Consider the following 13,603-nt stretch of genomic DNA (forward strand, 5'->3'; position numbering starts at 1 on the left):
TACTCGCAAAATATATGCACCATTTCTCAAATCTTTTAACGGAAAAGTTTTCCAATTTTGATATACTATAAAGTGCGAAGGAGGTTAGTTTTGTAACGAAGTCATTATCTATATTAGATTGGAGGAATTAAAACGTATATGGAACAAAAGATACTTGAATTACTTAACGAAATATATCCAATGAATTTTATTAAAGTCGAATCAGTAACAACTGAAATGTATCGTTGTATAGCAGAGCAAGGTAACTTCTTCGCTAGAATAACGAACTATAAAACATACGATGAACAGTTAGAAGAGGTTACATATACAAATTTTTTATATAATGAAGGATTTTGTGTCCCGCTCTGCATATCTTCTTTAAATGGTAAATTAGTAGAAAAGATAACACTTGATAAGGACGTTTTAACTGTTGTATATAGTTCAGCTTCTGGTGTCCACTTACCAAAAAGTCAATGGAACGCCAATGTATTAAAAGAATTAGGTCGGCAAATTGGTAGATTACATCGTTTATCAAGGAAATTTGAAAATATAATGCCTACTAAATATATCAACGATTGGTATGATAATGAGGAATATGATTTTCATAAATATATCCCTAAAGAAGAAAGCACTATTAGAGAAATTGCACATAATGTGTTATCTACAATTAAAAATTTACCAAAATGTCATTCTACATATGGCTTACTACATGGGGATTTATGGTTAGAAAACATTTTAGTAAATAGTGATTCGAAATTAACAATGGTTGATTTTCAAGATTGTGAAAAACATTATTATATATTCGATTTAGCTGTTCCAATATATAGTGCGTTGGAGTATTCGTTTGTAGGGAATGGCAACATAGTTGACTATGGGCGTTCTATTACGAAAGCAATAATTGACGGATATCAAGAGGAAAATGATATATCTCCAGAGATGTTAGGAAAACTTTCTCTATTTATTAAATTAAAGGAAATATTTGAATATAACTTAATGCATATGTACTGGAATAAAGAAAGGCTAACTGAAGAACAAATACGAATAATGAACCACTTTAGAATGAGGATCGAACACAATTACTCTATTCTGAATTTTTAATTAACTATTGCTATTAAACTAAAGCACGTCAATCATATTCAGGGGCCTGATGTAAAACTTCCTATGACACTTGCTATACTTGTGCATTGAACTACCCCCACCTACCGTTGCACTTCTCACACGCAGAAGTGCACCCCAATTGTTAGACACAGTCTAACAATTGGAGGTGCTTTTTATATGCAGAAATTCTCAGAATCAGAAAAATTAGCTGCTGTTCAGCGTTATGTAGATGGAAATGAATCATGCAAGGCAATCGCCAATACAATTGGCATGGATAAAAGTGATTTACTACTTTTGATTAAACGGTATGAATATCATGGAGTACAAGCTTTTATAAAAAGCTATGCAAAGTATTCTGCGCAGTATAAACTAGACGTACTTAATTATATGAGCGAACATAGGACGTCGATCCGAGAAACAACTGCGATTTTCAACCTTTCTACAACGAAGATGATTCGAACTTGGAAAAAACAGTTTGAATCTGGTGGAATCGAGGCCCTAGAACCAAAGGAAAAGGGGCGTCTATCTATGAATAAAGAAACAAATAAACAAACGAAAAAATCATTACCAGCTGAAGGATCTATCGAGGCACTACAAGTCGAATTAGAGCGTTTACGTATGGAGAATGCGTACTTAAAAAAGTTGAATGCCTTAGTTCAAAACAAGGAAAAATCACCAAACAAGACAAAGCACAAGTAGTCTATGAACTAAGGACTGAATTCCCGGTGAAAGCACTCCTACAACTCGCGGATATCCCACGTAGCACGTACTATTACTGGGTGAAAAACGCTGGACAACCGGACCAAGATGTGGAACTGAAAACCTTAATTCAATCGATTTATGATGAGCATGAAGGACGTTATGGATACCGCCGTATTCGAGATGAACTCGGAAATCGTGGCCAACGAGTAAACCATAAAAAAGTGCAACGTATTATGAAGGAATTGGGTTTGAAATGTCTGGTGCGTATGAAGAAATATCGTTCGTACAAAGGTACAGTCGGCAAGATTGCACCAAACATCTTAGATCGAAATTTCAAGGCAGAAAAACCAAATGAAAAATGGGTAACGGATATTACAGAGTTTAAATTATTTGGTGAAAAGCTATATCTATCACCAATTTTAGATTTGTATAATGGTGAAATTATTACGTATACAATCGGTTCACGGCCAACCTATTCACTTGTATCAGAGATGTTAGAGCAATCGTTTGAGCGACTTTCAGAAGATGACGAGCTTCTTATCCATTCAGATCAAGGTTGGCACTATCAAATGAAAAAATATAGATATGCGCTAAAAGAGCGTGGCATTACGCAAAGTATGTCACGTAAAGGCAACTGTTACGACAACGCTGTCATTGAAAATTTCTTTGGTATTATGAAATCTGAATTTCTGTATTTGAAGGAATTTGAAAGTGTAGATCAATTTAAGAAAGAACTAGTGAAATATATAGATTACTACAATCACAAACGAATTAAGGCAAAATTAAAAGGCCTGAGCCCAGTACAATACGAGGGCACTGAAAAACTTGCGTTTTTTATAAATAAATTCATTATAGAGAAAAATAGGGCGCTTCTTGTTCAATTTTGAACAGGAAACGCTCTATTTTTTTGCCTATTTATTACCCTTTTTTATTCAGAAGCTTCAAGATTCTTTTTAGATTGACAGCGAATATCGTCGTTGCTCCCTGAATTCGCATGCCAAATGAACCCGCAGCCGACGCTTGATCGTACCCGTGTTTATTTTTTAACTCACTATTTTTCGCTTCGATTTTATAGCGTTCTCGAGCTAAGCGTTTAAATTCTTCTGTTTCTTGAAAAGCTTGTTGGTCTAAATGTTCCTCTGATTTAATGGCAACAGAATAGGTTTTAGTTTTTGCGCCTTCTTTAACACATCCTTCTCGGAGTGGACAGACCTTACATTTTTCAACGTCAAAAAAATAAACCATTCTTGCACTTGCTCCTGGATGTGAATCTGGTTTTTTACTTTTTCTTTTTGCTAAATGTCCTGCTGGACATACAAATAAACCTGCATCTTTATTAAAGTCAAATCCTTTTCCGTTTGCTCGCCCATTTTGAGTAATCATTGGATTTAACTTAGAAATCAGTTGAATGCTTTGTTCTTTTGTATAAAGTAAATTGCTTTTCCCTGAATAAGCCGTGTCAGCGATGACTGTTTCAACTTCCATTCCTGTTACTTTACTTTTTTCAATCAGTTCTTGTAGATAATGTCCATCTGATTTTTCACCTGTTGTAACGACTGCTGCTGTAATAATACGTTCATCACTAATTGCTAAATGTGTTTTATAACCAAAGAAAGAACTGTCTGCTGTTTTATGTCCTACTCGTGCATCGGTGTCTGTTGAATAATTTAGATGTTCTTGCGTATCTTCTACAGCTTCTTTTAACACGTTCAATTTTTCCTTTACGGCTGGTAGATGAGCGATTTGTGGTTTGTTTTCAATAATGGCAATCAATTTTTCACAGTAAGCTATTTCATCTTTTACTTCGTTAGAAGTATTCTTCTTTGGAAATTTTTCTTTCATGGAGTTATCAAATTGATACACTGCTTTGCGGGTATGTTTTGATTTCTCTTGTAAAAATTCTTTCGGTGATTTTTGATTATAACGTGCTTTGGTATGCGTTGCGTCCACAATGATTGTTTTACTTTTGATAATGTTCTTTTCGAGTGCGATTTCAACTGTTTTTCCAATGAGCATATCTAATAAGTTTACGTCTTGAAGACGAAGTCTGCGGAATTTTGTGAGTGAACTTGAATCAATCACGTCATCTTCTGGCGCCATATCTAAAAAATACTTGAAAGACATGTCATATTTTGAACGTTCGACAAGGTCTACATCAGATACATCAAAAATGGCTTTTAACAATAAGTACTTAAACATTCGAATCGGAGGAATCGCATTTCTTCCATTATCTAAACAATATTTTGTTTTCAATTCCTCTAAAATGAATGAGAAATCCACCAGTTCGTTAATTTGACGAAGCATATTATCTTTTGGCACGACAATATCGTAAATGGCCATGTACGGACTTAAGTTGAGAGTCTCTTGGTTTGAAATCATTGGGAACACCACCTGCATTTAGTCTCTCTATTATAAATTAAAAAGGCGATATATTCGACGATTGCATCGTCGAATATATCGCCAAATGGAACTAGATGGAGTTTTTCAGTGCCCTCGTACAATACCGAGTTCAGACCTTAACCGCCGCATAATCAAATAACCCGTCTAACTTTATGGGGTCACTTCACGCTTGAGGTGGGGGTCTTCTCTCCAGATATGATAAAATCAGGAGTTATTAGTGAATATTCCAAAACAACGCACTTTATATTATATTTCTATTTCAATAAACCCGCTTCCGTTGCTTTAAGGTCAACTTATACCATTCTTAATAAATTCACAACTTTCCTACTACAACTGCCTGTACAACTTTAATTGAATTTTAATAAGATATTCTGAAGGACAAGTCTGGAAGTTCCAGGTCTTCTAGTTACAGATTCTTCATTACGGTTGCAAGCAGAAAGAGTAAAATTATAAAAAACAAAATAAAGTGTAAAGAAGGTGATAAATACGATGATAAATAATGAAGAAACACTTTGTAATAAGTTTGCAAAAATTATAGGCGGTCAATCAGGATTTGCGGGTGGAAAGTGTGTCGCTACAATAGCTCGTGATCAAATAAGCGCAACGATTTTAGGAAAGAGATTTGGGGTGACTTCTTCTTTCTCATTCGAATCAATAGATAATTTAAGTGGCCAAGCTTTATGTTTAGGAAGAGTAGCACTTTTACAAAATGAAGTGGAGCCATTTATCACTGTAATTCTTGCTCAAGGAATAATAGTTTCGTCTATCCACAATGAATGGTTATTCGATAATCCACGCTTAATTTATGTTAATATCGAATCTGTTGAAGAACCATTGACTTTTGCAAGAAAAGTTAGGAAAGCATTAAAAGCTATTTAATCATAATCTTTGTACCAATTAAAGAAACTTCTGTCGACTGCCAACACTAAGCAGTGCTCTCCCCTTTCAGTTTCTAACTAAGGTCTCTACCATTCGAACTGTTCCTCTCACTGTAATATTCCCCTCGAAGAGTCAGTCTTCACGGCATTTCAAAAATATGTACAATTCATTTTTCCTAGACAAGCATACACTCCCTTTCTCCTTACTCTCATACAATGTTAAAAAGAGTAAAATGAGGAGGTGCATAATAATGCCAAAACCAGCCTATGGCTACGTTACACTTGTAGGCAACAATCCTATAGGAGTCAGATCAGGTGAAAACGTAAAATTTAATAGAAACGGTCCATTGAATCATATAGTATTTAACCCTCCTAGTGACACCTTATTCATTCCTAAAGCAGGAGACTATAAAATCGAATTTATATTATTAATAGATGGTCCCGCTTCTACTTCCGTATATGGTTTAATTTTAAATAATTCTCTAGTAGGTGAACAACTTACTAATTACGGTATACAAAGACTAGTGGATGGAGCGAGTCTGATGCTCACAGGACAAGCTATTATCCATATTCCTAAACGTTCCACACTGCAACTTAGAAATATAGGATTAACTACTGATGTGTTACTACCAATTTTAAATGGACAGAAAGTTAATGCTGCGTCATTAACTATCGAGAAGCTTAGCTAGTAAGATGTATTTGTGCAGCAGAACAAACGCTTATAAAAGTGGTCCGTATTAAATATATAAAAGCGACAAAATATCCATTATATGGTAGATTTGCGGCCGATCAGAATCATACAAAACAAAAAGCCTCAATCCTTTTATTTTGAAAGGATTGAGGCTTTATTCAGGCTTCATTTCAAGCTTGATTCTCCTAATTCATATTAAATTTATTCTACTTGACTTGACCTTACCTTTTCTATCCAACTAAGTATAGTCTATCCGGATATAAAGTATTAAAAATCAAGACTATCGCATGCCTGGAAATCCTCCCATACCCATGCCTGAGAATCCTCCCATACCCATGCCTGGGAATCCACCCATACCCATGCCTGGAAATCCTCCCATACCCATGCCTGGAAATCCTCCCATACCCATGCCTGGGAATCCACCCATGCCCATGCCTGGGAATCCACCCATGCCCATGCCTGAAAATCCTCCCTTGCCCATGCCTGGAAATCCTCCCTTGCCCATGCCTGGAAATCCTCCCATACCCATGCCTGGAGATCCTCCCATACCCATGCCTGGAAATCCTCCCATACCCATGCCTGGAAATCCTCCCATACCCATGCCTGGGAATCCACCCATGCCCATGCCTGAAAATCCTCCCTTGCCCATGCCTAGAAAGCCTCCCTTGCCCATCATACCTAGTAAGCCTTTGCCCATGCTTAGTAAACCGCCCATACTCACGCCTGGGAAACCTATAATACGTTCAGAATCAAATAGCATGTTTCACCAACTTTTTATAATTATGTCATAGTCTTTTACATGCTATGTTTTTAAAAAATAAAGGAGCTTATTCTCCTTTTAAATTAGGCAGAATAACTACCATTAATGATAGGTTATGATGATATACTAACCATCCGTGGGGAATAAAGAAAATCCCCACGGATAAAAGCTTCAATTTATTACTTCTTTCGACGGAACAAATCAAGTGTTTTATACCCTTGCGAAAGAATATCAACCATTTGTTGCTGGCGTTTATCTCGTGTTTGTTGTTGCTTTGCTGAAAAGATGTGACGCGCCCAATCTTTTTGATATCCAGGTGTTAAGCTTTGGTAAAACTTCAGTTCGTTTGGATAATCGGCTAATAATGCTTCGACATCTTTCACATTGTTCTCATAATCGGCAACGCATTGGCTGGCAGCTACTGTTTTCTTCGCTTTCTTTTTTTCACGTTTTAAACCGACAACAGTGAAAACGTCATCCATGCTTACCATACGGGCGAACTTAATATCGCTGTTCCCTATATATCCATCTTCTCCACCGTTCATTGCTGGGAACATTTCATCTCTGTGAATATATGTTTCATAACGCTTATTCCCTTTTTTCGGGTATGCGAAAAATATATAGCCTTTTTCAAATAATAGTTGTTCATCGTTAAGGAATTTTTTTGTGTGCATGACCATTTCATCAAGTGTTTCTACAAAAATGAAAATAGCATCATGTTCTTTTGAAAGAGTCGTTTTTTGTTCAGTGAAGACATTGTAGTCACTTGGTTGATTGATTACGGCCATGTTTTTGAATTTCGTTAGTTTTAATTTATCGATAATTGTCATAATAGGCTCCTTCATTTTTAGTTCATTACAATGTCAGTTCCATTTATTTTCTATTCAATCATTGCACTAATTCCAATAAAGTTTACCTTATTCATAGAAAAATGTCTGTAAAAATAGTCGCTTATACTTTCTTAACATAAAAAGGCAGACCAATGCATAGTCTGCCTTTCATCTCTCTTAAAAATGTAGTATTGCTATACTTTTTTCTTTTTGCCTACAAAAGCAGAACATAGAATTAAAATAATTAAAATGCCTAAACAAAGAAATATGCTTGCTCGATTTTGATCGCTGAATGTAAATGCCACGCAGCAAATACTTAATGTAATTGCAGTAAATAAAGTTGCATATGGAAATCCCCATACTTTAAAATGCGGCAATTTTGTATATGTTTTGCGAAGCTTCAGTTGTGCTAAACATATGCTGACCCATACCACTGATACTGTAAATCCTGGGATTGCCATTAAGTATCCAAAAACACGGTCAGGTGAAAAGTATGCGACGAATGTGCCGCCAACAAGAACGATGGAGCTTAAGATAACGCTATATACGGGAACACCGTTCTTCGCAACATATGAAAATTGTTTCGGTGCTTCTCCTTCTGCAGCTAAGGAATGCAACATACGTGTACAGCCGTAAATACCGGAGTTTGCCGCCGACAATACTGCTGTGATTAGGACGAAGTTCATAATATGAGCTGATCCTTTAAACCCAACTGTTGATAACACTTGTACAAACGGACTTGCTTGATTGCCAATTTCATTCCACGGAATTAATCCGCAAATAATAAGGATCGGAAGTGTATAGAATAATACAATTCTCCAAAATACTCCTTTAATCACTTTAGGCAATACTTTCTCTGTATCCTTCATTTCTGTTAAAGTCAATCCGATAAGTTCCGAACCACCGTAAGAAAAAATTACAATTAATAATGCGGAAAATACACCTGACCAGCCGTGAGGGAAGAATCCCTGATGCTGTACGTAGTTTTGCATATAGTGTGTTTCGTTGCTCGGAATCACTCCGAATAAAATAGCTCCGCCTAAAATAAGGAATAGAACAATCATCGTAATTTTAATTCCCGCAAACCAAAATTCAAATTCTCCGTAATGCTTTACATTCATAAAGTTAATAGCCACAATGAAAATTGCACTTATAAAGCTTAAAGACCATAAAGACATAGAAGGAAACCAATATTGCAGAAAGCTTCCTGCAGCGATTACTTCAATGACGCATACAACTAGCAACATGAAGCAGTACATCCATCCAATCACAAACGACACGTTTGATCCAAATGCTTTACGAATAAATCCTTTCATATTCATCCCTGGATAAGCGATGGCCATCTCCGCAAGTGCACTCATTACCACAAGCAGCAATAACCCTGCAAACAGATAAGAAAAAATAACTGCAGGCCCCGCTATCGATACTGTTTCAGAAGTCCCTTTAAATATCCCTGTGCCGATTGCTCCTCCGAGTGCCATCAAACGGACATGCCGCGGCAATAACCTTTTTTGTAATTCCATAACTTTCTCCTCTCATTTCTATATAAAGATTTTTAATTTTACAAAAGATTTTATTGGATCAATTGTAGTTTTCCTTTTTATAAAAAAAATCGTCCCTGTCCTACATGACAGGGACGATTTACACCGCGGTACCACCCTAATTGCAGACTAGGTCTGCCTCTCGATTTTGTTAACGATCTCATATTTGACCGTCTTTCTCTCATAAAGGTCGTCCTTTACTTCGAAAAAGATGCTCCAGGATTGAAATTCACACTTATTTATGTACTGATTCACACCTTCCATCAGCTCTCTGAAACAGGGAAATAAGTATTACTGTATTCCTTTCACTGCATTTCCAATATTATGTTTTTTATATAATAAAAAAGTCCCTACTGATTGTATCAGTAGGGACGAATATATCGCGGTACCACCCTAATTGCAGACCGAGTCTGCCTCTCGATTTTGTTAACGATCTCATATTTGACCGTCTTTCCCTCATAAAGGTCGTCCTTTACTTCGAAAAAGATGCTCCAGGATTGAAATTCACACTTATCTTTGTACTGATTTGCACCTTCCATCAGCTCTCTAAAACAGTGAGATAAGCACTACTTATATTCCCTTCATTGCTCAATTTTATTTTAATTTATATGACGTAGCTACAATCTTTAATAAGTATGTTTTGTATTATAGAGCTTGCATTAATATTCTGTCAATAGTTTTTAAAAATACTTTTTTGAAAAACAATCTATGCTCTCTTTCCTATCGAAAGTTACAGTTATAAACCTTACTGAAGTCAAAAAAGAAAGTCACCTATGTGATTTATCAATGAATCTGGAAAGAAATAATCTCCGACTCATAATAATGCAATGTTTTTATTTTAAATATTCCGAATTAATATTAAAATGAATAAGAAGAGTATATAGAATTATAAATTATACATAACGAGGAAATAGAGATGAAAACACAATTAAAAGCTGATTTAATGCTACTACTGGTTACATTTTTTTGGGGTGCATCCATCTTACTTACAAAGGTTGGACTCACTTACATGGAAGAATATAATTTAATTTCGTTACGTTTTATGATTGCTTTTCTTTTATCAGGCATCGTATTTTACAAACATTTAATCAAAATTGATTTTAAAACTGTAAAATATGCGTTTATATTGGCTTCTATTTTATTTATCGTTTATGTTTGTGCGACTTTTGGTACAAAGTATACAACCGTTTCGAATGCTGGTTTCTTAATGAGCCTCACAGTCATATTTATTCCGATATTATCATCTATATTTTTAAAACAACGGCCTGAAAAAAAGGTTGTATTAGCAATCGTTTTAACGATTGTCGGAATTGGACTATTAACATTAAATAGTAACTTAAAAATCGGTTACGGTGATATATTATGCATATTATGTGCTTTATTTTACGCCGTTCATATCATCGTTACTGGAACCATGACTAAGCATGTGAATTCCATTGCTCTTGGTGTGTTACAACTCGGTTTTGTTGGCCTATTTAGTATCATTTTCTCAATGTTTATGGAAACACCAAAACTTCCTAATAATTTCGAATCATGGTTTTCCATTTTAATATTAAGCATATTTTGTACTGCAATGGCTTTCATTGTCCAAGTCATCGCGCAGCAACATACGACTCCTACACATGCAGGTCTTATTTTTTCATTAGAGCCTGTATTTTCTGCAGGGTTCGCTTTCTTTTTCACAGGTGAAACTCTCACATTGAAAGGTTACTTAGGTGCAACACTCATCTTATTAAGTGTATTAATTGCTGAACTAGACTTTAAGAGTTTTTTTAAACTTAATTATAAGAGGCATATAGAATAGATGTTTCGATGCGGTACATAGAAATAATTCTCCTACCTAGATTCTCTTCGGATAGCACTGATTATGCGAATGAAAAAAAGCGCCCATCTTCGGGCGCTCTTTTCGTTATAAACGGATGGATAACCGATTCCATCATGATTTCTTTTTTCACCATTTTGTCTCTTGATGTTCACAAATCAACACAATAAGATGGTTATCGTGTCATCCTCTTTTTGTTGGATCTATTTTTTGACGTGATTTTCTGCGATACAGGACGGTCCAAATAATTGCAAGTCCAATGAATCCATACGTAACCAAATTAGAAATTGCTAAAAATGTCGATACTGAAAGGTTATAGACAAGTACCACTTTCAGCAACGCTTCGCCTAATAAGACAATCCCCCACCCTGTTGTCATGATTCGTAACACTTTACGAAAGTAAGGGTTGTTCCACTTATCAGCAAAAGACGCCTGTTCTTTTTCTGTCTTCCCGACAGTAAATCGTAAGGCGAAATAATAAATTAGCGGTCTTCGGGTAATAAGAGAGCCAAGGAAAATTAACCCCATAACTCCTGTAACAAAGGATTCCCGAACTAAAATAAGTCTTTCGTCTCCGCCAAGGAGAGCAGCAATAATTGAAAGAATAAATCCAACTAACATAAACACTGCAAATGCATCCCATTTTCTATACTTCAGAAAATAGATTATAGTTTCTACTAAAGGAATCATTGTGGCAATTGTGAGCGCCATGATATTTGACACATGCCCTAGTAACAGCTCGTAAACTAAAATGGGCAATGCCGCATTAATAAGTAAAGAAAGAATAATTCCACGTACAATTTGTTTCCGTTCCATGTTACATCCCCTCCTCTGTATATATCCCATGAAATCCGAATGGAATATGATGAGGAACCTCTGCTCTTCCGATTTCATCCATAGTTTGAGCATCTAAAACCAATAAAAATGAACGTCCTTGAATCCCGCTAAGAACCACTGATAGTAAGACTCCCTCATCCTCTTTAGTGCCGTTAGGCGTAGCCACAAATACCGGTTCACCAGGATAACAATCTTCTTGAGACCAAATCTTACTCTCCCCTGTATGGGTATCAATTTTAATTAATTGATTATCCATATTCTCCGGATGAATAAGACTTGTGCTTACACCATAAGCGTATCGATAATTTTGTCCGTTGTACCCTTGATAGTGAATTGATGGCAGTTCAATACTTTCTGCCGATAAAATCTCTTCCACCGCGATAGAGCAGCCTTCCTCCAAAATATATCGCTTAAATTGAGGATGAGATCCTATTTGGGAACCGCTCGTTAGCTGATCAATGGAAAGATTTGCAACAGCTGAAGCTTCTTTTGAAATACAAGCATCAATAATAACATCCTTACCGTTCTCAAACGCATTGATTACATGAAAACCAAAACCAGCTTGACTTTCCACTATGCGATGTAACTTTCCGTCCGCTTTACTGATAACTAAAAAACGTAAGCCCTGTTCTGGCTTCCAAGTTAAACTGTCTATGAAATTCTTACCCGCCCTCAACAACATAGGCTGGATTATCAAAGGAAATTCCAACAAAATAATATAATGATTTGTAATCGCAAAACTGTGCATATAACCTGGTCGATTCGTTTCAATACTTCCAATTAATCGACGGCGCGCTGATACAGGATCAATGGTGTAAATATGGTAGAAAGTTGTTTTTCCAAATTGAATGGTGAAATTGATGAGTTGACCACTATGAGGATCTAAATGAGGATGAGCTGTAGTCATATGAGCTGGAATATTATCTTGGAATTGATAAACACCTACAGTATTTAAAGTTAGTGGATCAAATTCGACCATCCCAGGCGATTCCGTTAAAGCCAGAAAATGATGGTCCATTTTCATAATATTAACGTTAGTATTATTTTTGCCTCCTGTGGTTCCAGCTGATCCAAAGCCAGCCAATTGTTGCCCGGCTTCCATTACATGATGATAAGCTTCTGTTCTTAGGAAGCGATTTGTATATGACACATTTCCATGCCGAAACGAAAACTTATGAATCATTGCTAATCCATCAAACCAGTGCACTCCCGTAAAATGGGCAGGACCATTTCGAAACAGACTACCAGACAGCCATATAGGAATCTGTCCTTGAATTGGTAAGCTTCCAATTTCTACTTCTTTATTTAAGCTACTTAATCCTTTTTGAAACGTATTCAATTCGCATTCCTCCTTTAAAAGTCACGCCAGTAGAAACGGGGTTCTTACCGCCCACGGATAGTGGGATAAATGTGTTCTACTTTCCCATTAGCCACAACATTACTAAAAAAATATGTTCGCTACTCAATAAAAATCACAAATCTTTCTGCAAAAATTGTATTGATAAATTTCTTTAGTATTATTTTCTAATCATTGCCTTCTATAATATTTCTCCTTTTTATTAGCTTCTATTAATTTACACAACTATTCACTCAAACTATCATAAAATATTACATCTTAAAAATACGATTCTTTCTATTACAAGAGTTGAGAGCTTTGTTACAAAAATAAAAAAGACGGGTATTTTCCCCCGTCCTTTACAAGGCTAATTACTAACGTTTCGGACTTATTATTAATAAGGCAATTCCTATACATAATTTGATTATTGCATCAATCATTCCAAATATCATAAATGATGTTCAATATTTTCTTATATATTTATTACTTCCTTAAAGAGAAAATCACGTAGGTTCAACAACAAAAATAACTACATAAACAATGAATAGCCCCTAAACAAGATAAAAAGTTAGTACGACTTATACTGTAGTCTTTCTTTTTGATACTATCTATTAAAATAGTATCAATCCATTTACAACAAGAATATATAAAATATAGTAAGACATCCCCTTCTACTCTGATATTACCTCTCTCAACGAACTGAATTGACAATCAATTCGAAATTTTATC

General features: G+C 35.6%; 11 protein-coding genes and 2 other annotated features. Of the genes, 5 read left to right on the forward strand and 6 right to left on the reverse strand.

Features of this window, described 5'->3' with window-relative positions; translation table 11 throughout:
* Positions 1-138 precede the first annotated feature (138 nt).
* Together AB1280_RS11470 and AB1280_RS11475 are read left to right on the forward strand one after the other, a co-directional pair.
* Positions 139-1,077, forward strand: a complete 939-nt coding sequence (locus AB1280_RS11470) for a phosphotransferase enzyme family protein (protein ID WP_429755865.1) — start codon at positions 139-141, stop codon at positions 1,075-1,077.
* Positions 1,078-1,254: 177 nt separating this feature from the next.
* Positions 1,255-2,666 (forward strand): IS3 family transposase gene (locus AB1280_RS11475; RefSeq protein WP_429755866.1). Its coding sequence is split into 2 segments (ribosomal slippage): positions 1,255-1,726 and positions 1,726-2,666, totalling 1,413 coding nucleotides; the frame shifts between segments, so codons are not numbered across the junction.
* A gap of 31 nt (positions 2,667-2,697) precedes the next feature.
* Here the strand turns inward: AB1280_RS11475 and AB1280_RS11480 are convergent.
* A complete protein-coding gene (locus tag AB1280_RS11480) occupies positions 2,698-4,158 on the reverse strand; it encodes an IS1182 family transposase (protein WP_429755867.1) in 1,461 nt (486 codons plus the stop codon).
* 510 nt (positions 4,159-4,668) lie between these two features.
* On the opposite strand from AB1280_RS11480, the gene AB1280_RS11485 reads away from it, so the two are divergent.
* Together AB1280_RS11485 and AB1280_RS11490 are read left to right on the forward strand one after the other, a co-directional pair.
* Positions 4,669-5,058, forward strand: a complete 390-nt coding sequence (locus tag AB1280_RS11485; protein ID WP_429755868.1) for a DUF1259 domain-containing protein — start codon at positions 4,669-4,671, stop codon at positions 5,056-5,058.
* Positions 5,059-5,308: 250 nt separating this feature from the next.
* The gene (locus tag AB1280_RS11490) at positions 5,309-5,746 is read left to right on the forward strand and encodes a BclA C-terminal domain-containing protein (RefSeq protein WP_272187401.1); all 438 of its coding nucleotides are present in this window, start codon (positions 5,309-5,311) and stop codon (positions 5,744-5,746) included.
* Positions 5,747-6,028: 282 nt separating this feature from the next.
* On the opposite strand, the gene AB1280_RS11495 is transcribed toward AB1280_RS11490, so the two are convergent.
* The 3 genes from AB1280_RS11495 to AB1280_RS11505 all read right to left on the reverse strand — a co-directional run bounded on the left by AB1280_RS11495 (position 6,029) and on the right by AB1280_RS11505 (position 8,861).
* Positions 6,029-6,508 carry a hypothetical protein gene (locus tag AB1280_RS11495; protein ID WP_429755869.1) on the reverse strand — a complete coding sequence of 160 codons (480 nt, stop codon included), beginning with the start codon at positions 6,506-6,508 and terminating at the stop codon, positions 6,029-6,031.
* Between the two features lie 179 nt (positions 6,509-6,687).
* Positions 6,688-7,338, reverse strand: coding sequence for a YdeI/OmpD-associated family protein (locus AB1280_RS11500; RefSeq protein ID WP_429755870.1), 651 nt, complete (start codon positions 7,336-7,338; stop codon positions 6,688-6,690).
* Between the two features lie 194 nt (positions 7,339-7,532).
* Entirely contained in the window at positions 7,533-8,861 is a 1,329-nt protein-coding gene (locus AB1280_RS11505) for an amino acid permease (RefSeq protein ID WP_429755871.1), read from the reverse strand.
* A 106-nt stretch (positions 8,862-8,967) separates the two neighbouring features.
* Positions 8,968-9,197: a binding site (T-box leader), on the reverse strand.
* Positions 9,198-9,243: 46 nt separating this feature from the next.
* Positions 9,244-9,473, reverse strand: a binding site (T-box leader).
* 322 nt (positions 9,474-9,795) lie between these two features.
* Between AB1280_RS11505 and AB1280_RS11510 the strand changes: the two genes are divergently transcribed.
* Positions 9,796-10,683: a DMT family transporter gene (locus AB1280_RS11510; protein WP_429755872.1), complete on the forward strand. Its 888-nt coding sequence runs from the start codon at positions 9,796-9,798 to the stop codon at positions 10,681-10,683.
* A 201-nt stretch (positions 10,684-10,884) separates the two neighbouring features.
* Here AB1280_RS11510 and AB1280_RS11515 read toward each other — a convergent pair whose 3' ends face one another.
* Together AB1280_RS11515 and AB1280_RS11520 are read right to left on the reverse strand one after the other, a co-directional pair.
* Complete coding sequence (locus AB1280_RS11515; protein ID WP_272187397.1) at positions 10,885-11,517, reverse strand: VC0807 family protein; 633 nt, start codon at positions 11,515-11,517, stop codon at positions 10,885-10,887.
* A 1-nt stretch (position 11,518) separates the two neighbouring features.
* Positions 11,519-12,877 carry a carotenoid oxygenase family protein gene (locus AB1280_RS11520; RefSeq protein WP_429755873.1) on the reverse strand — a complete coding sequence of 453 codons (1,359 nt, stop codon included), beginning with the start codon at positions 12,875-12,877 and terminating at the stop codon, positions 11,519-11,521.
* Positions 12,878-13,603 lie beyond the last annotated feature (726 nt).

This window comes from Bacillus sp. S10(2024) (assembly GCF_050473865.1).
Classification (GTDB): Bacteria; Bacillota; Bacilli; order Bacillales; family Bacillaceae_G; genus Bacillus_A.